An 18833-nucleotide genomic window follows, 5' to 3' on the forward strand; every position below is an offset into this window, starting at 1 on the left:
TTAAGAGAAAGAAATAAATTTTAAGATCTGGCTGATATAAATGTGTTATCGGTCTCATATTTTTCTTATGTATTGCAACTAGGCAAGTAGGAGAAGGAAAAAAGGGGGGCGTAAGTCACTGGCGTAGAGGGGAGGAGAGGGGGCATTTTAAGGAGGAGTGAAACGCTGTCATTTTTTGTGATAATTAGCAATATTATAAATGGCAGACGGAGCGCATATGAATCTAAACTTAGCTCGTATTCAATCTCACTTTAATTGGGGTTGTGGAGATTTTGGTGATTTAAAACAGGAGATTGCAAACCTAGCGCGGCAAAGTCCACCAGGCCAAGTTGCAAGCCTTGAGTTAGGCGGCCTTGAGGGAGAGCAAGACAGAGAGTTCGCATTTTTAGATATTTGCTCATTAAAAGCATTTTTTTATAGCCCACAAAGCCAAGATTGGGTCGGTAGTCACGAATTTCAGAGAAAATTAGATCGACTAAAACAGATGCCGAATGTCGATATATCAGAAGTTCGTGAGTTAAAGTTAGCTGTGCTGCGCTTGATGTTTTGTGAGTTGTACCAAGATTTTTGGTTGGGTAACCCTTTATACGCGAAAGATTTTTGCTTATTTTTGAGTCAGTCTAAACCAACCTTTGATGCCAGCATCAGTTCAGATTTTGAAGAGCTATTTGCGCTGTATTGTGAGTTTGTGTGGTTGCAGCAATGGCAAGATGTGAAGGCGTTTGCGAAGATGAATGAAGTGTTGATTTGTTTTGCAAAAAAAGAGTGACGAGGTAAAATCCGTCACTCTTTTTATATGATTAAAGTTTAATACGACTTAAATTGACGCCTAAGCTTTATTCTTTTTATATTGCTTTGGTTTTTGGAATTCGGTAGCCAGACCTATCACTAAACTTACACAACCAAGGATCAAAATAATCGTAAATGGCAAGGCTGCGATAATGGTGATGGATTGCAGCGCTTGAATCGACTGCGTGCCGCCCACCCAAAGCATAACCATTGCAATGGAAGCGGAGATTACCGCCCAGACCACTTTTTGCTTCATTGGCACATCCAGTTTGCCGCCAGCTGTCATGCTATCAATAACGATTGAACCTGAATCCAGTGTCGTCACAAAGAAGACGATGATTAAAGCGATTGCCACAACTGAGATAATGCTACCAAATGGAATGGCATCAAGCATATAGAACAGGCTTAATGACACATCGCCAAGGCTTTGCTGCTCGCCTAATAAACCAATTTTATCAATGATTTGCTCAATCGCGACGCCGCCAAAAACAGACATCCAAGCTGTTGTGACCAGTGTTGGAACCACCATCACGCACATTAGGAATTCACGAATCGTGCGTCCTTTTGAAATGCGCGCCACGAACATACCAAAAAATGGTGCAAACGCTACCCACCACGCCCAATAGAAGATAGTCCAGCCATGTAGCCAACTCACATCTTCACGGCCAGTGACTTGGCTCAGTGGAATGATGTTTTTGACATAACCAATCACAGCTGTGACGAGTGAGTCAAACGCTGTGGTGAAGTGTAAAACACAGATAAGGCCAAGGAAAACAAAAGCAATCATCATGTTAAGATTGCTGAGGAATTTCACCCCACCATCCATGCCGCGAACGACCGAAATAATCGCGAGGCCCATAATAAGTAAGATCACGCCAAGCTGTAAGGTGAGGCTGTTGTCAAAGCCAAATACATGGCTTATTCCGCTTGCGGCTTGGGTTGCGCCAAGGCCAAGTGAGGTGGCAAGGCCAAATAAAGTCACCAGCACAGTTAAGATATCAATCACATCGCCCGCTCTGCCCCAGACTCTTTCGCCTAATAGCGGATAAAAGACTGAGCGCATTGATAATGGCAGGCCTTTGTTATAAACAAAATAAGCTAAACACAGCGCTGTCACGCCATAAATTGCCCAAGCATGTAACCCCCAGTGATACACAGCTGTGCCTAATGCTAATTCACGGCCTTCAGGTGTAAAAGGCGCGACATTAAGTGGTGTTCCAAACCAGTCGGTATAGAAAGCGGTCGGCTCGGCGACGCCCCAGAAAATAAGTCCAATCCCCATGCCGGCAGCAAAGAGCATTGAAATCCATGAGGCGGTTGAGTATTCAGGTGTGGCATCGTCGCCTCCTAAGCGCACTTTACCTAGCGGTGAAAAGGCTAAAACCACTGCAAATAAAAGAAGGATGTTGGCGCCCCACATAAACAAATTGTCAAAATTTGATAGTACGGACGCTTTGACTGCATCAATCGCAGCTTTTGCATCGGGTGGTGAAAGAATGAGAAGCGAGATGATAAAAAGAACTGAGAGGCTAACCGAAACAGTAAATACTGTGTTGTGAATGTCCATGCCCCATTTAGTGACGTTATCTTGACCAATTTCGTAGTCTGTTGAATCTATACTATATTTTTTAGATTTAAAGCCCATAAATTATAATTGTTTTCATATTCGATACTTGAATATAAATACTGTCTCCATACTTAGTTGATCTCTGATTAGTGGCACTAATCCCCTAAGTGTAAGAGTTTAACATAAAACTGTTTTTTCTTATGAACAATCTAATTTTGTTATGATTTAGGACAGTATTGATTGATATTTTTTATAAAAAAAGCATCTCAGCTGGGGTTGGGCTGAGATGCTTTATCCAAGGGAAGAACAAATTAGTTTAAATTTAAGCTCGTTTATTGTTGCGCTTTGACTGCTTTGATGAAGGTTTGACGGGCATTTTTTACCCCTAAACGTTGGGCTTCATCCATGAGTTTCATTGCTTTATCTAAATCACCAGCGGCGACTGATTTTTCAATGCTATCTAAATAATAACTTTGTGTTTCTTCCAGTGCTGGGGCATAGACATTGGTTTTTGCGCCACTGCTTTGACTTGCATAGCTGATTTGGCTGTTGCTATAACTTGACTGGATTTCAAGAGAAAGTTTGCCGCTTTGGGCGTGCGCAATTTGTGGATCTTTAATATTAGGTGGCACAGTGCCTTTGTTAATTGCAAAGATCTTCGCAGGATGCATCACGGTCGATAAACCGTATTGGTCGTCTTTTTTTGTATAAATCAAAAGTTTCAGCGTTTCATCTGTATAGCTTGGGATCACATTGACACTTAAATCAAAGCTATCTTGTTTCGCCATGTATGCAGGATCATACTCGGCTTCTGAAAAGTCTTTTTGCGCCAGCACTTTTCCATCTTGGTTCATGACCTTGATGCTTGCCGGATACAAAGTTTTATCTGCGTAGCTTTCTAAGCTAATTTGCAGTTGACCTTGATCTGCGGGTAATTCAAACGCTGCAATTTTACTGGTAAAGCCATCAAGAACTAAGTTTTGGCTTTCATTATTAATTTCAAAATCAAATTCAACCGGCAATGCCAGCGGCGAATAAGTGACTTGCTCAAGGCTAGTTGCGCTGATCCCTTGTTGAGTGGTGAGCGCACTGGAAGCGGCGTCATCATTGGGCGTACTTGAACAAGCGCCAAGGCTTGCAAGACTGATTAAAAGCGCTGCTTTGGATAGCCTATTTTTAGATAGAATCTTTGTTTGTGCCATACGATATACCTTATATTTTTTATTATATCTTTCGGATATTTAATTATTTTTATAAACAGAATATAAGAGAAGAAAAGGGCGCTAAGCGAACACTAAGCGCCCTTGGAAGTATTCTTACCACCAAGCTTCTGCTTGAATCCCAAACATGGTTTCAGAATCGTTACCAAATTCATCGGTATCAACTTTATCGCCAGAGTAATGGGTGACATAAGCACGAATCGATGGACGCGCCCAGAAGTTGTCCCCTGCATTCCACTCTTGCGCAAGTGTTACTTTGGTTAAATCTTCCCAGTCATCGCTGCCTGCTTCGGCTTTTTCATTCGCATAGCCGACTTCAAGTACGGTTGCTAAGTTCTCATTCCATTTATAGCCAGGACGCACCACTGCGTTATAAAACTCTGTTTTACCTAAAACATGTGTATTGCCTGCTGCGGTATCATCAATGTCACGCATACCATAAATAAAGGAATAACCTAGGTTCCATTTCTCTTGCTCAAATACACCCCAATCAATGACGCGCCAGCCGTCACCTTCAGTCGCATTCAAACCTTCACCAGCGTGGTTATCAAAACCGCCGATTGCTAACGCATCTGTGCCGTATTGAGCAATAAATTTATTAAAGCCGCCTAAAATGTTGCCTTGCGTGTGCTCAAAGGTTAGTAAGAAACCATCTTCATCTACTGGGCCTTTACCTTCTTCTGAAACTGAATCTTTTTGGCCGTCAGAAAGGGATGGATTACCATAGATAAGGCCTAAATCAATGCTACCGTTTTCAGAGACTTGGATACCGGATAAACGAAAATCTGCCTTGTAGCCACGACGCCAGTTATCGCCATCTAGGCCATTTGAGTAATCATCTTGCCAATCTTCTGAAGACACGGTGACAGCTGCAGAAAACTTACCAAATGGACCTAAATCAATATCTTCGATACCACCGCCATAACCTGAGTTATTTAAGTAATAAAAATCAAGGATGTGGATGTCTTTACGTTGATAGAAGCGCTTACCCGCCCAAACGGTGTAGTTCTCAAATTCACCAAGTGCAAAGGCTTCACGTAATGAAGTATTACCGCTGTCCCAAGGGCCGCCATCGCCGACACGCTGCATTGAGTTACCTTGCTTGTCGACACTTCCTTCTGCGGTGGCATAGGATACGCGGGTGTGAATGGAGAAGCGTGAGTTATCTTTTTCATACAAGCCTTTGCCAAGACCGATTTCAACATAGGTATCTACTTCATCACCTAAGCGGCCCACGGCATGGCCTGAACCACCATTACCATAAGCGTATGCACTACCACCGTCGGCGTTGATGCCGATCCCTGCGCGCATGTAACCGCTAAATTGCAGATCCATAAAATCAGTATTTGCTACAGCTGGCGCTGCGCTCAGTACTGCAGCCACGGCAAGGCTGAGTGGAAGGATTCTATTTTTTATTTTCGATTGCGGGTTTAGAGTATTTTGTTTCACGATTGCTTTCATAGCGGTCTAACTCCTGTTTATATTATTTAACGCATCTGTTTAACGCATCGTTAAGTGCGCTTTTTTATTGCTTGGTACAGAAGCTAATATAAGGATTTAAACGGCTTTGAAATCCTCCTGATTTCCTGAAATTTAGGGCGTAGAAAGGGGGGCGTAACCACGTAAAAAGGGATGAGAGAGGGGGAGGAGATGAAAAATAAAAAAAGATCCTAAATCAGATATTTAAGATCTTTGAGGCCAAAATGCGGCTAAATGAACGAAGGACAGAATATGAAAAAGTGAGTTTAAACCTTTTCTTGGTGATTACGTCGACAAGCACGTCCATCACTGTGGAAAAGATGGCAACGATAAGCCGGAATACCAACAGTTAAGCTATCGCCTTCATGGGTATCTAAGGTATCGATTTGACGGTAAATAATATCCGCATCGAGCTGGGCTAAGTGCAAATAAACTTGGGTTTCATGGCCTAATTTTTCAAGCACTTGGACTTCCCCTGAAAGGGTTGCATCACCTTGTTCGGCTGGCACAAAGTGCTCTGGGCGGATCCCCAGCGACATACGTGTGCCCACTTTAACGTCACGCCCGTCGACATCAATCCAAAAACCATCTTGGTTGGCGATTTTGACTTTGACTTTATCATCTTCTACATCAAGAACTTGTACTGAGATAAAGTTCATTTTGGGGGAGCCAATAAAGCTTGCGACAAAGCGGTTCTCTGGGTAGTGATAGAGTTCCAATGGACGCCCAACTTGTGACACTGCGCCGCCATCTAAGACCACAATTTTATCTGCCAGCGTCATGGCTTCGACCTGATCATGAGTCACATAAATCATGGTGCAGGCTAAGCGTTTGTGCAGTTTGGCAAGTTCAATACGCATTTGCACACGAAGCGCAGCATCAAGGTTAGATAAGGGCTCATCGAGCAAGAAAACCTTAGGCTGAGAGACTAGTGTGCGGCCAATTGCCACGCGTTGTCTTTGCCCGCCAGAGAGTGATTTTGGCTTGCGATCTAAAAGGTGACCAAGTTGCAAAATATCGGCAGCATGGTTGACGCGACGCTTGATTTCGCTTTGATCAGCTTTCGCTAGTTTTAAGCCAAATGACATATTATCAAACAGGTTTAAGTGTGGGTACAAAGCATAAGATTGGAACACCATGCCCACGCCACGCTTGGCTGGTGGCACATCATTCATTCGCTCGTTATCTATGTATAAGTCCCCTGAAGTAATATCTTCCAGTCCTGCAATACAGCGTAAAAGCGTTGATTTACCACACCCAGACGGCCCGACAAAGACCACAAACTCACCAGATTCTATTTCTAAATCAACATTTTTGGAGATGAGGTTATCCCCATAGGCTTTGGATACATTTTCTAAACGTACACTCATACAGACACCTTTGCTTTCTAATTTATAAAGTTATTTTTATATAGGCTTTGTGAGAAAAATGTCGCTACGGCAAATATATCAATGCGATGGAACGAAACACGCTTCAAATATGCGCACGTAGCGACTCCCAAAAAAAGAGCACATGCTCACAGGGAAGGCACAAAGGCTAGGATTACGATTTTTAAGCTAAACCAATCATGCCGAAGTTTTTTTGCTTTGCCCTCATCCTTAAAATTTTTCTTGGGGGGAGGAGGGCGAAGGAGGATGCCAACTTTTTCTTTTTATTTGATGATAAGGACAAGCGCTGATGCGTGAGACTAAGGTGAAACAGAACATCATATAAAAATAAGTACAAAAGGAAGAGTCTAATGAAAAAACAAAAATCCCTACAGGTTACAAAAATTGCACTGGCAAGTGCTGCGTTATTTGCTGCAACAGGTTTATTTAGCGCCAATGCAGCGATCGAAGAAGGCCAGTTGACCATTTGGATTAATGGTGACAAGGGTTATAACGGCCTTGCTGAAGTGGGCAAAAAGTTTGAAGAAGAAACGGGCGTCAAAGTTACGGTGGCGCACCCAGATAAACTCGAAGAGAAATTCCCACAAGTCGCTTCAACTGGTGATGGCCCTGACATTGTGTTTTGGGCGCACGATAGATTTGGTGGTTATGCTAAAGCGGGTCTTTTAACTGAAGTGAAACCAAGCCCAGAGTTCCAAGCAAAATTTGAAGACTTTACTTGGGATGCTGTGTCCTATAACGGCAAATTCATTGGTTACCCAGTGGCAGTAGAAGCTTTATCGCTCATTTATAACAAAGATTTAATTCCTGAGCCGCCAAAAACTTGGGAAGAAATGATAGCGCTTGATAAAGAGCTTGCTGCTAAAGATAAAAAAGCCATTATGTGGAACCTACAAGAACCTTTCTTCACTTGGCCTGTGCTTGCCGCTGCAGGTGGCTATGCGTTTAAACTCACCCCAGATGGTTATGATGCCAAAGATGTCGGCGTGAATAATGAAGGCGCTAAATATGGCATGAACTTCGTGAAAAAAATGGTGGATGAAAAAGTCATTGCCCCAGATGTAGATTATGCGATTGCTGAAGCAGGCTTTAACCAGGGCAATGTTGCCATGACAATCAATGGCCCGTGGTCATGGGCAAACATTGATAAAGCAGGCATTAACTATGGCGTCGCCAAACTGCCAACACTACAAGGCAAAGATTCAAAACCATTTGTTGGGGTATTAACCGCGGGGATCTCGAGCGCGTCACCAAACCAAGACTTGGCGGTTGAGTTTTTAGAAAACTACCTCTTAACCGATGAAGGTTTAGCCAAAGTTAATGATGACACGCCACTTGGCGCAGTCGCGCTTAAATCTTATCAAGAAAAACTAGCGCAAGATCCACGTATTGCAGCGACTATGGCGAATGCGCAAACTGGTGAGGTGATGCCAAATATTCCACAAATGGCGGCGTTCTGGTATGCAGAAAAAGCAGCCATCGCAAATGTGGTAAATGGTCGTCAAGGTGTTGATGAAGCGCTAAAAACTGTTGCTGAGCGTATGGTGAAGTAAGGTTTTTAAGGACTTTATCAAACAAGGTAGGGTTTGCTTGTGCTTATGTTCATAGAGCAAAGTTTAAAAAATACAGGGATGTATTTTTGAAAGTGACCATGGATGGCTCGAACGTCTTTGCGGCATGATATAAGCATAAGTAAACATGAGCCTTAAGCCAAACCTAAAAGAAATATAATAAAACCCCGAGGTTGCTATGTCGTCATCTCAATTAACAAAGCCGCTCAATCATTCTTCTGCGCCAAATGTCAGCGATAACCTACGCAAACATGGCTTGAAATGGTTGGTGCTCACCCTTATCAGCCTAATCAACGGCTATGCTTGCGTACTTATGTATTCGCGCGGGGAATATGCCTTTGCACTGCTCACATTAATATTAACTAGCCTCGGCGTATACGTTTTTGCACGCAAAAAAACCTATGCCCATCGTTATATCTATCCTGGCGTGGCTGGGATGATTTTATTTGTGATCTTCCCTTTGGTATATACCCTTGGACTCGCATTTACCAACTATAGCGGTACGCATCAGCTAAGCTTTGAACGTGCCCAAGGCATTCTTTTATCGCAAAGTTTTCAAACCGGTAAAAAAGTTAACTTTGATATTTACCAATCAGAAGAAGGGTATCGTTTAGCGCTGAAACAAGATGATGCTTATTTTGTGACCCCTTGGTTTGAAAACCTTGATGCTGCGATTGAGAACTCGGATCCGATGAACCCAACCGATGGGATAGTTTTAATTAAACAAACCACAGTTCCAAGTGGTGAAAAGCTAGCCTTAAAATCGATTATCAAGGCGCGTAAAAACCTCTCAAATCTACAATTAGAAATGCCAACGGGTGAGCATTTAAGCATGTCGGGTTTGCGTCATTTCGCTCAAAGCTCGCCTTTGTATCAAGTTGGTGAGGATGGTGAAAGTTTATTAAACCTCAAAACTGATACTATATATAAACCAAATTATGAAATAGGTAATTATCAAGCGGTTGATGAAACCGGTAATTTTGTTGGCAGCCCGCTATCACCTGGCTTTGTGGTGCAAATTGGTTTGCATAACTTTGAACGTATTGTGACCGATGATGGGATCAAAGCGCCATTTCTACAAATCTTTATTTGGACAATAGTGTTTGCAGCCTTGACGGTGCTTTTTACCTTTGCGATTGGCGTGGTACTGGCGTTAGTTGTGTCGTGGGATGATCTTCAAGGCAAAGGCGTTTATCGCGTGCTTTTGATCTTGCCGTACGCCGTCCCCGCATTTATCTCGATCTTAATCTTTAAAGGTCTCTTTAACCAAAGCTTTGGTGAGATCAACCAACTGCTGGATCTTTTATTTGGCATCGAGCCAAAATGGTTTACCGATCCACTGTTAGCTAAAAGCATGCTGATCATCGTCAACACTTGGTTGGGTTATCCTTACATGATGATCCTCGCAATGGGGATGCTCAAAGCGATCCCAAATGATCTCTACGAAGCCTCAGCTATGGATGGGGCATCACCACTGGATAATTTCTTTAAGATCACTTTACCGCTTTTGATCAAACCTATGGTGCCACTTTTGATTGCAAGCTTTGCATTTAACTTCAACAACTTTGTATTGATCCAGCTCTTAACCAATGGCGCGCCAGATATTATTGGCTCAAGCACGCCAGCAGGGCATACCGACTTACTTGTCAGTTATACCTACCGAATTGCGTTTGAAGGCGCTGGTGGGCAAGACTTTGGCCTTGCAGCGGCGATTGCAACCTTGATTTTTGTATTGGTTGGGATCTTGTCATTGGTGAATATGCGTCTCACAAAGATAGATGAAAAATAAGGAGTCTTTTCATGGCAATGGTTCAATCGAAAAATTTAAAATACAGAGTTTGGCTCACTCACTTAGGTTTAGTCGCCTTTCTCTCCTTGATCATGTTTCCGCTGGTGATGGTCATTGCGATATCGTTCCGTGAAGGGAACTACGCTTCTGGCGGATTTTCAATGGATTCTTGGTCGTTGGAGCACTGGAAATTAGCGCTTGGCTTTTCTGTTGAACAAGCCGATGGCACAGTCAAGCCACCACCGTTTCCTGTGCTGTTATGGCTGTGGAACTCAGTCAAAGTTGCAGGACTCACGGCGATTGGGATTGTGGCGCTGTCGACCACCTGTGCGTATGCTTTTGCACGCATGCGTTTTAAAGGCAAAAGCGTGATTCTAAAATCAATGCTGATTTTCCAAATGTTCCCAGCAGTGCTTGCGTTAGTCGCTTTATATGCTTTATTTGACAGAATTGGCGTTTATATTCCATTTTTAGGCATGGATACGCACGGCGGCGTGGTGTTTGCCTATATGGGCGGAATTGCCTTGCACGTATGGACAATTAAAGGTTACTTTGAATCGATTGATGCAAGTTTAGAAGAAGCTGCAGCGCTTGATGGCGCAAGCCCTTGGCAAGCCTTTTATAAAGTCTTATTGCCACTTTCAGTGCCGATTTTGGCCGTGGTATTTATCTTGTCTTTTATTGCTGCAGTGACAGAAGTACCGGTTGCATCCTTATTACTGCGTGATGTGGAGCAATATACGCTTGCAGTCGGCATGCAGCAATATTTATACCCGCAAAACTACCTTTGGGGTGACTTTGCTGCGGCCGCTGTATTATCTGCAATACCTATTACGCTGGTCTTTTTAATGGCGCAGAAATTCTTAGTTGGCGGCTTAACATCAGGTGGGGTGAAAGGCTAACTTTATAAAGGATATATTATTAATATGAAATATCGCAGTGATTAAAAGCTGCGATTTTTTTTATTTAAAATTTATCTAGGGATAAAAAAAGGCCTTCTCAATAAGGGGGTTAGAGAAGGCCAAACTGCTCGACTACAGGAGAGGATAGTAAAGCTTAGATCTTAGATAGATATGGGAAGCGATAAATTACTTAATTGATTCCGTAAGGAGCTCGACAAGCTCGTCTTCAGTAGATGGTACTTTTGCTAAATTAAACGACTGACTACCGCCACCTTTTAACATATAAGCTTTATCTGTTAAGTGATCATGGTGATACCATTTGCCATCTAAGCACACGTCCGTATAGCATTTTTCACAAGGTTTAAGTTCCATTTAATATTCCTTTTAAAAAATTTATGCCTTTAAGCTTTGATAATACAAAACCTTAACTTGTTGCGACCTTGTTAACATAGCGTGAATAGATTGAGTGAGTTTTGATCTAGATCAATTTTATTTTTAACTTATAAATAATTTGAATGATTCAAAAATTATGACTAATAAATTTTAATTATTATTTAAGCTAATAATAAAATACTATTTTCTATTCGTAGTGTGAATGTGTTGAGGTGTAAAACATATCATATATGTATTTTAAATTTGCATATTTTAAATAAAAAAAAGCTCCTAACATTTAATCTCGTTAGGAGCTTTTGGGATTCAGTTGTACAAACTGGGTGGCGTTAGAAAATTAAATGCGCCACACCAACAATCACAGGTAAGGTAATAATGGTACGCAAAATGAAGATAATAAACAGCTCCCAAATCGAGACAGGGATCTTACTACCTAATAGCAATGCGCCCACTTCAGACATATAAATCAGCTGAGTCACAGACATAGCTGCAATCACAAAGCGAGTAAATTCACTATCAATTGATGCCGCAATAATAGCCGGGATAAACATATCTGCAAAACCAACCACCATAGTTTGCGATGCTTCCACAGCTTCAGGAATACCCAGCATTTTCAGGTAAGGCACAAAAGGTTGACCTAGCATCGCAAAGACAGAGGTATGCTCTGCAATCACAAGAGCAAGTGTGCCTAGGCCCATGACCACAGGCAATACACCAAACACCATATCGACAGCGTTTTTAATGCCTTCTAGTAGCACAGACTGAAGTGAACCCACATTGTGCGCTTTATTCATCGCAAGCTTCATGCCCCAAGAGAAACGCGTCTCGCCTTGTGGCAGCTCATCTTCATGGTCATCCGGTGTGGTGCCATCAATATAGACGTCTTTCTTATAACGCAGAGGTGGCAAACGCGGAATGATAATTGCTGCAACCAAGCCAGACAAACATACTGCGGCATAAAATGGAATGAATAGGTTTTCAAGGTTTACTTGTGCAATCACAACTAAGCTAAAAGTGATTGAAACCGCTGAGAATGTGGTGCCGACAATCGCAGCTTCGCGCGCAGTATAAAACTTTTCTTCATATTGTTTGCTAGTGAGCAAGATCCCAACCGAACCATCGCCTAACCAAGAGGCCATACAGTCAATTGCAGAGCGGCCTGGTAAGTTAAATAATGGACGCATGACTTTACTTAACAAGGTGCCAAATAGCTCAAGCAAACCAAAGTTTAATAATAGCGGCAGCAAAAGACCAGCAAATAAGAAGACGCACAATAGAGTTGGCAATAAGCTGGTTAATACCATGCCACCTGTATTTTCTTCCCAAAAGATCTCAGGGCCGATTTGAAAATTTGCCATATAGGCCAGCACACCACCGACAAGGCGTACAGCAAACCAAAGTGGGCTAGGTGTTAATAATGCATGCAAAAATTCATTGTTTTGCAACCAGTTTGGTTTAATAAACTTATAAATAAGGGTCGCAATGCTCATAAAAACGATAATCGCGCAGATAAGCGGCACAATAAAGTCACTTAATGCGGCTTGGAGTGTTTTGGCCAAAATCGCAACAGGAATAGTAAATGATTCTTGATAGCTAATTGGCGCCATAAATAGGAACAAACCAATTAGAGATGGGATCAAGAACATAAAAAAGGTTGATTTTGGATATTCAGATGTATGCTTTAAATTAGAGCCTGAATTTTCAGTGTTTTTTGTCATTTTCTCTTGCCTAAATAGAAGCTTTGTTGGCTTTTATGTAACTTAGCAGGTTTTTAGTTTGACTTGGTCTGCTATGTCATTGAAAAATAAATTGAATAAATATTCACGTTTAAGCAGTCAATATTCATAATGGCGCAAGGATACATAAAATTGGCACAAAGTGGAATAGTATTCATAAAAAAATATTAATTATTCAGTTCTGCTCTGAAGAGGTGCCTGTAAGAGATTGACGTATTTCATGTAAGAAATAAGCCTTTTTGGGTATGAAAATCACTGAATATTTTCTTATTTGAAAATTAATATTTCTTTAATATCAGTTGTTTATTTCATTTTTTGCAAAGAGAGTTTGATTTGTGATCACATCTTACAAGAATCTGACTTGCATGGCTTAGAAAAAAAGGTATTCTAAGCGCAACAAAGTAGTTCACCATGACTCAAGCGTTGAACTACCCGAGCAAGGACATTGTAGCTTATGGAAGAGTCGGCAGATTCAAGATAATCGCTGAACTGATTTTGATAAGTTTATAATGGATGAAACTTCTGCTTATTTAGCTTTTTGGTTAAATGAGTATGGAAAAACATATGGATATGTTGGTTCTAGCCAGGAAGTAGCTAGCAAAATGGATCTTGAGGACACCGCTAGGAAGGCGATGGTTGGATAGGCGGCAGGAACAGTCTTATCAAGGACGATACAAGGATAGCTTGTATTTGCTCGGATGCGAATAAAAAATTACCCCGATGTCAGAGATGGCATCGGGGTTTTTTGTTATCATAGCTTTTTTAATATTTTAGAGTGAAGACATTTATGACTGATACGTCAACCACAAACGAATTTGATTTGCCGGCTTTTATCAAACAAGCTGCAAGTGAAGACTCACTAGCGAGTGCATTAAATCTATTTAAAACAGCGCAACATGCTGAAATTTCTGAGGTCGCACAAAGCTTAAGTGGCCAGTTTGCGCTAGCTGAAGTGGAAGGTGAAAAGCGCATCTACCATGTGACTGAACAAGAAAACGAGCAAGGCGAGATGCAAGAGTTTGTTGAGCATGTAATGAATGAAGGTGATGAGACGATTCGTTTTGTGGCTTGGTTCTTTGATAGCTTTTTTGATATTAAAGCGAAAGAAACATACGCCATGGCAGGCAAAACTTATCGCCAACCAAAACGTAGCTAGTTTTTATAAGGATAGATTATTTAAGGATAGAAAATGAGCTTGAGCCTTTGGAGTTCTTTATTTGTCGTGTGTTTATTGGGCGCCATGTCACCGGGCCCAAGTTTAGCTATGGTGGTCAAACATAGTTTAGCCGGCGGACGCATGCAAGGTTTGTGCGCCGCTTGGGCGCATGCGTTTGGCATTGGCTTATATGCACTCGCAACAATTTTGGGTTTGTCTGTGTTGATTGCCCAATACCCAAGCCTTTATGATGTGGTCAGCCTTGCTGGGGCGGCTTATTTGATTTGGCTTGGCTGGGGCGCTATCTCAAGTAAAGGCGGGATTGCTGCAAAACTCAAAGCGGGTCAGAAAATGAGTATCGCACAAGCGGCGAGAGAGGGCTTTTTAGTTTCAATTTTAAGCCCTAAAATCATGATTTTCTTTACTGCTTTGTTTAGTCAGTTTGTCGCGCTAAGCCATGATATAACTGCGCGTAGCCTGTTGGTGGTGACGCCTTTTGTCACCGATGCGCTTTGGTATACACTTGTGTGTGTGTTGATTTCGCAAGCCAGATGGTTAGATATGCTCAGAAGTAAAGCTGTGATCATTGATAAGATTTCAGGCGTTATTTTGATTTTATTAGCACTGCGAGTGGTGTCATTGCATATTTAGCTAAACCCCACCCAACCTCCCCTTGAAAAGGGGAGGAGTAGTCTGAGTTTGTATTAAATTTTGTGGAATAAATACCAGCCAAGCATCTTCAGCTTACTTCGAATATTTATATAAAACATCCCTTGGGATATGACAATAATCATCTGGGCAACGGGTGAGGCGATCTTGATGCTCCGCATCACTGGCAACAAAATTAGTGAGTGGTAAGACTTCTACTTGAATCTTTCTCGCTTGTCTTTGCTGCGCTTGGGCAAGGTTATCTTCTTGTGTCTGTTTTAGCTCAATAAAGGCTTTAGCGAATTCTAAATCTTCTGTTTCTAGGCTATAAATCCCAGTGCGATACTTTAAACCCTCATCAATGCCTTGTTGATTGACACTGAACGGGTCAATGATCTCCCAGAAATATTCGAATAATTGCGCAAGTGGCAAGGTGACAGGATCAAAGTTTGTAAGTACACACTCTGCGTAACCATCATACGGCTCAGTCGTGGTTTGGCTGGTGCCATTGGCACGACCGGCTGTGGTTTGAACAACCCCTGGCAATTGTTTGATATATTCTTGGACGCCCCAAAGGCAACCGCCGGCAAGGTATATTTGCTGCATACTCTTCTCTTTTGTAAACTAAACTCATATATTTAGGTTTACTTTAAGTGTCTTTGCAGCTTGATGCAAGTATTTGATGTCAGCTTTTAATCCAAGTAGAAGTAGATGTAGAGTAAAAATAAAGACGGCGGGAAACCGCGCTGTGGATCGTTAGGTAATAGCAAATAAAAAATCCCCGCTGAACTGGCATGTTTCCATTCACCAATGCAGCAGGGATTCGATTAGTTTTATCTTGAAGTCCAAGATTTGGTTGGACGCCTTCTACAACCTTGCTTTATTTGTTAGTTATACGCACGCGCATAACGGCCACTTGATTGCACTTGATAGGCTTTTGAAGCAAACGGAATAAAGGCAGACTGGCCTTTCTTAAAGCTAAGGGTTGCGCCAGATTCATGCGTCAGCGTCACATCAGCGTCGATCGCAAAGATGATTTCTGCGCTTTCACATTCAATGTTTGCATCACCAGTGTAAACACTAAAGTTAAAATCAGGCACAGGAATCGCATAATGCTGCGCATTGCTCTCTACTTGTGGCGCAAGCAATAAGGTTTCACTCGGTTTTGGACGACAAATCGTATTTTTAACCAGCTCAGGCACATCCATATATTTTGGTGTAAGGCCAGCGCGCAACACGTTATCAGAGTTTGCCATGATCTCAAGGCCAGTGCCTTTGATATAGGCATGTGGTGTGCAGGCATCAAGATACATAGCTTCACCCGGTTTAAGGGTGAGCACATGCAGCATGAGCGGCGTAAACAGACCAACATCATTTGGATATTGCTCATTTAGGCTTAATAATAATGCACCAAGTTCAGTGTCTTGATTCGCTTTGGCATAGTCTAGAAGGTAAGTTAGTGCTTGCTCTTTAGTCTCATCATCTAGGCTGAGCATTTGAGTGAAAAACTCAGTGAGGCCATCTTGATTTTGATTTGCCTTTAATGCTGCCACGCGCTCGGCAAGCACAGGTGCATTAACTGCTTCAAATAAAGCAATAATATCTGCATATTCGCGAAAACCGTTCATAGCTTGATAGTGAGTAATCGCAAACACAAGCTCAGGCTTATGGTTATCATCACGATAATTACGATTTGGTGCTTTTAAATCTATGCCAGCTTGGTTTTCTTTAGCGAAACCTTCGACAGCGGCGGCTTTACTTGGGTGGACTTGTACCGATAAGGCATTGTTTGCTGCAAGGACTTTGAAAAGATACGGCAAGCTTTTGAAATTTTGGTAGGTATTTGGATTTAAAATAGCTTCTGGGGCTGTTTTGATCCACTCATCCAAGCGAATGTTTTCACCATTAAGATTTAAAATCGAGCAGCCATTTGGGTGTGCGCCCATCCAGATTTCAGCTTGCGGCTCTTGGCTTGGGTTTGGCATATCAAATAGATTTTGAATAGCGTCAACGCTGCCCCAAGCATAGTTTTGAATTGGATTTTCCATGAGCGCAAAAGCGGGTAGAGTTTTCATCTGATACCTTCATTGAGTTTAACGTTATTATTGGATAAAAAGATTCAAAATAAAGCTTAGATAAATTTTATCATATAAAAGAAATCCGCAAAATCATCCGATCTTTTTCAAGCGATGTGTCTCAAACTAAAATAAGCGCCTAACCTGAGCGTCATTAGGCGCTTAACCTAGGTCACGACCAAAAATGGGGGAAGTCGTGATGATGTTTGAATATTCGTTCGCGTTTTGGTGCTTACGCTGCAGCGATTTGTTTCGCTTGGCGCGCTTTTTTAATGCTGACACATACAAGCGCCGTGACAACCGTTCCAACTGCCATGCAAAGCAGAGCAAGTAAAGGCTTATTCATTGCGCCAAGTAGCGCGACCACTGGGCCACCGTGTGCAACCGTATTGGTAATACCAAATGAGAATGCCATCACAGCGCCGACCATGCTACCAATTACGTTAGCAGGAATCACTGAAATAGGGTCTTGTGCGGCAAATGGAATCGCACCTTCTGAGATCCCAACCAGACCCATGGCGCCAGCGGCTTTGCCAGCTTCGATTTCATTCGCTTCAAAGACGCCAAATTTACGTCCAATAACAGTGGCAAGGGCCATACCAAGTGGCGCAATTGGAATCGCGACAGCCATCGCGCCCATAAATTGGGTTTGACCGCTGGCAATCATGCCAACTGAGAAAAGGAATGCGACTTTGTTAAATGGCCCGCCCATATCAAAGCCTGCCATACCGCCAAGCACAATACCGAGCAGCACCACGTTACCTGTGCTCATTTCAGTCAGCATTGCTTCTAAGCCTTGCATTAGGCCAGCAATTGGCGCACCGATAATGTAGATGAAAATACCGGCAATAAACACTGTGCCTAGAATCGGTGCAATCATAATTGGCACTAATGGGGCGAGCATTTTGTGATAATCACGGGTGGCAATAAAGCGCACAAAATAACCAACTAACAGGCCTGCGATGATTGCGCCGATAAAGCCAGTACCTGCCTCTGCGCCATAAAAAGAGCCATCATTGGCAATCCAGCCACCGATAAAGCCGGGCACAAGGGCTGGGCGATCCGCAATGGCATAGGCGATATAGCCAGCTAAGATAGGGATCATCAACTTAAACGCAATCGCGCCGACATTGAGCACATTTTCCCAGAAGCTGCCGGCAGGAATTTGCATCCCGTTTGGTGTTGGTTCACCACCAATGGCAAGGGCTAAGGCGATCATCAAACCGCCGGTGACCACGAATGGGATCATATGCGAGACGCCATTCATCAAATAGCGATAAAGGTTAGATTTTGCTGACGTTGGGGCTTGTTGTGGAGCCTTATCATCTTCAGAGGCTGTGTATGGCGCAGCATTTAGCGCTTTTTGGATCACGCCTTTGCCATCACTAATTGGTGCTTTGACGCCAGTTTGGATCAAACGTTTGCCAGCAAAACGCGCCATATCCACTTGCTTATCACAACTAACGATAATCGCCTCAGCTTTGGCAATCTCTTCCGCCGTCGGCGCGTTTTTCACTCCAATCGAGCCATTGGTTTCAACTTTGATTGCATACCCAAGTTCGGCAGCTGCTTTTTCGAGTGACTCGGCCGCAAGGTAGGTGTGTGCAATCCCTGCGGGGCAACCTGTGACGCCAATTAAAAAGCCGTTTTCTGTAGAAGTGTTTTGCGCAGTTTGTTTCTCTGCCAATAAAAGGTTGAGGGCTTCTTCTTGGGTTTTAGCTTGCATAAAGTTTTCGATAAAGCCATCTTCAATCAGTTTAGATGAAAGCTGGGCAAGTACTTCGATATGATGATTGGCACCACCGTCAGGCGAGGCAATCATAAAGAATAATTTAGAAGGTTCACCGTCTTCTGCGCCATAATCAATCCCTTGGCGGTGAATACCAATCGCTACGGCTGGGGTTTTGACAGCGGCGCTTTTGGCATGTGGAATGGCGACACCATCTTCAAAGCCGGTGTTACCAATTTCTTCACGTGCGTAGATATCTTGAATAAAAGCTTCTTTATCCGATAGTTTGCCTTGTGCGTCTAAAATAGCCGCCATTTGTGCAAACACTTCATCTTTATTTTGCGCTTTTAAATCAAGACAAATGAGATCTTTATTAATGAGCTCTTTTATCATT

At 42.5% G+C, this 18833-nt stretch carries 15 protein-coding genes; 6 read left to right on the forward strand and 9 right to left on the reverse strand.

The window, feature by feature from the left end; genetic code table 11:
* The first annotated feature begins 217 nt into the window (after positions 1 to 217).
* A complete protein-coding gene (locus AC2VOY_RS13215; RefSeq protein WP_491834070.1) occupies positions 218 to 769 on the forward strand; it encodes a hypothetical protein in 552 nt (183 codons plus the stop codon).
* 60 nt (positions 770 to 829) lie between these two features.
* Here AC2VOY_RS13215 and AC2VOY_RS13220 read toward each other — a convergent pair whose 3' ends face one another.
* From AC2VOY_RS13220 to malK, 4 genes are all read right to left on the reverse strand, one after another.
* The gene (locus tag AC2VOY_RS13220; RefSeq protein ID WP_491834071.1) at positions 830 to 2434 is read right to left on the reverse strand and encodes a BCCT family transporter; all 1605 of its coding nucleotides are present in this window, start codon (positions 2432 to 2434) and stop codon (positions 830 to 832) included.
* A gap of 254 nt (positions 2435 to 2688) precedes the next feature.
* Entirely contained in the window at positions 2689 to 3558 is an 870-nt protein-coding gene (locus AC2VOY_RS13225) for a MalM family protein (RefSeq protein WP_491834072.1), read from the reverse strand.
* Positions 3559 to 3672: 114 nt separating this feature from the next.
* A complete protein-coding gene (locus AC2VOY_RS13230; RefSeq protein WP_491834073.1) occupies positions 3673 to 5037 on the reverse strand; it encodes a maltoporin in 1365 nt (454 codons plus the stop codon).
* Between the two features lie 284 nt (positions 5038 to 5321).
* Positions 5322 to 6425, reverse strand: a complete 1104-nt coding sequence (malK, locus tag AC2VOY_RS13235; RefSeq protein WP_491834074.1) for a maltose/maltodextrin ABC transporter ATP-binding protein MalK — start codon at positions 6423 to 6425, stop codon at positions 5322 to 5324.
* A gap of 368 nt (positions 6426 to 6793) precedes the next feature.
* Between malK and malE the strand changes: the two genes are divergently transcribed.
* The 3 genes from malE (at position 6794) to malG (ending at position 10705) form a co-directional block, all read left to right on the forward strand.
* Complete coding sequence (malE, locus tag AC2VOY_RS13240; protein WP_491834075.1) at positions 6794 to 7996, forward strand: maltose/maltodextrin ABC transporter substrate-binding protein MalE; 1203 nt, start codon at positions 6794 to 6796, stop codon at positions 7994 to 7996.
* Between the two features lie 196 nt (positions 7997 to 8192).
* A complete protein-coding gene (gene malF, locus AC2VOY_RS13245) occupies positions 8193 to 9803 on the forward strand; it encodes a maltose ABC transporter permease MalF (protein WP_491834076.1) in 1611 nt (536 codons plus the stop codon).
* A gap of 11 nt (positions 9804 to 9814) precedes the next feature.
* Positions 9815 to 10705, forward strand: coding sequence for a maltose ABC transporter permease MalG (gene malG, locus AC2VOY_RS13250; RefSeq protein ID WP_491834077.1), 891 nt, complete (start codon positions 9815 to 9817; stop codon positions 10703 to 10705).
* Positions 10706 to 10891: 186 nt separating this feature from the next.
* On the opposite strand, the gene AC2VOY_RS13255 is transcribed toward malG, so the two are convergent.
* Both AC2VOY_RS13255 and AC2VOY_RS13260 read right to left on the reverse strand, forming a co-directional pair.
* Entirely contained in the window at positions 10892 to 11077 is a 186-nt protein-coding gene (locus tag AC2VOY_RS13255) for a hypothetical protein (protein ID WP_491834078.1), read from the reverse strand.
* Between the two features lie 347 nt (positions 11078 to 11424).
* Positions 11425 to 12741, reverse strand: coding sequence for a YjiH family protein (locus AC2VOY_RS13260; protein WP_491834141.1), 1317 nt, complete (start codon positions 12739 to 12741; stop codon positions 11425 to 11427).
* Between the two features lie 877 nt (positions 12742 to 13618).
* Here AC2VOY_RS13260 and AC2VOY_RS13265 point away from each other — a divergent pair.
* Together AC2VOY_RS13265 and AC2VOY_RS13270 are read left to right on the forward strand one after the other, a co-directional pair.
* Complete coding sequence (locus tag AC2VOY_RS13265) at positions 13619 to 13987, forward strand: hypothetical protein (RefSeq protein WP_491834079.1); 369 nt, start codon at positions 13619 to 13621, stop codon at positions 13985 to 13987.
* A gap of 33 nt (positions 13988 to 14020) precedes the next feature.
* Positions 14021 to 14638: a LysE family translocator gene (locus AC2VOY_RS13270; RefSeq protein WP_491834080.1), complete on the forward strand. Its 618-nt coding sequence runs from the start codon at positions 14021 to 14023 to the stop codon at positions 14636 to 14638.
* A 93-nt stretch (positions 14639 to 14731) separates the two neighbouring features.
* Here the strand turns inward: AC2VOY_RS13270 and AC2VOY_RS13275 are convergent, their stop codons facing one another.
* The 3 genes from AC2VOY_RS13275 to AC2VOY_RS13285 form a co-directional block, all read right to left on the reverse strand.
* Complete coding sequence (locus AC2VOY_RS13275) at positions 14732 to 15241, reverse strand: peptide-methionine (S)-S-oxide reductase (protein WP_491834081.1); 510 nt, start codon at positions 15239 to 15241, stop codon at positions 14732 to 14734.
* A gap of 281 nt (positions 15242 to 15522) precedes the next feature.
* A complete protein-coding gene (gene manA, locus AC2VOY_RS13280; RefSeq protein ID WP_491834082.1) occupies positions 15523 to 16710 on the reverse strand; it encodes a mannose-6-phosphate isomerase, class I in 1188 nt (395 codons plus the stop codon).
* 232 nt (positions 16711 to 16942) lie between these two features.
* Entirely contained in the window at positions 16943 to 18832 is a 1890-nt protein-coding gene (locus AC2VOY_RS13285; protein WP_491834083.1) for a PTS fructose transporter subunit IIABC, read from the reverse strand.
* Position 18833 lies beyond the last annotated feature (1 nt).

The organism is Vibrio sp. KMM 9700 (assembly GCF_058545285.1).

Coding starts and splice junctions, on each gene's coding strand:
- AC2VOY_RS13215 (WP_491834070.1), top strand. CDS start 218: ATGAATCTAAACTTAGCTCGTATTCAATCTCACTTTAATTGGGGTTGT.
- malK (WP_491834074.1), bottom strand. CDS start 6,425: ATGAGTGTACGTTTAGAAAATGTATCCAAAGCCTATGGGGATAACCTC.
- AC2VOY_RS13265 (WP_491834079.1), top strand. CDS start 13,619: ATGACTGATACGTCAACCACAAACGAATTTGATTTGCCGGCTTTTATC.
- AC2VOY_RS13285 (WP_491834083.1), bottom strand. CDS start 18,832: ATGATAAAAGAGCTCATTAATAAAGATCTCATTTGTCTTGATTTAAAA.
- AC2VOY_RS13230 (WP_491834073.1), bottom strand. CDS start 5,037: ATGAAAGCAATCGTGAAACAAAATACTCTAAACCCGCAATCGAAAATA.
- malF (WP_491834076.1), top strand. CDS start 8,193: ATGTCGTCATCTCAATTAACAAAGCCGCTCAATCATTCTTCTGCGCCA.
- malG (WP_491834077.1), top strand. CDS start 9,815: ATGGCAATGGTTCAATCGAAAAATTTAAAATACAGAGTTTGGCTCACT.
- AC2VOY_RS13225 (WP_491834072.1), bottom strand. CDS start 3,558: ATGGCACAAACAAAGATTCTATCTAAAAATAGGCTATCCAAAGCAGCG.
- manA (WP_491834082.1), bottom strand. CDS start 16,710: ATGAAAACTCTACCCGCTTTTGCGCTCATGGAAAATCCAATTCAAAAC.
- AC2VOY_RS13270 (WP_491834080.1), top strand. CDS start 14,021: ATGAGCTTGAGCCTTTGGAGTTCTTTATTTGTCGTGTGTTTATTGGGC.
- AC2VOY_RS13260 (WP_491834141.1), bottom strand. CDS start 12,741: ATGTTCTTGATCCCATCTCTAATTGGTTTGTTCCTATTTATGGCGCCA.
- AC2VOY_RS13255 (WP_491834078.1), bottom strand. CDS start 11,077: ATGGAACTTAAACCTTGTGAAAAATGCTATACGGACGTGTGCTTAGAT.
- AC2VOY_RS13275 (WP_491834081.1), bottom strand. CDS start 15,241: ATGCAGCAAATATACCTTGCCGGCGGTTGCCTTTGGGGCGTCCAAGAA.
- AC2VOY_RS13220 (WP_491834071.1), bottom strand. CDS start 2,434: ATGGGCTTTAAATCTAAAAAATATAGTATAGATTCAACAGACTACGAA.
- malE (WP_491834075.1), top strand. CDS start 6,794: ATGAAAAAACAAAAATCCCTACAGGTTACAAAAATTGCACTGGCAAGT.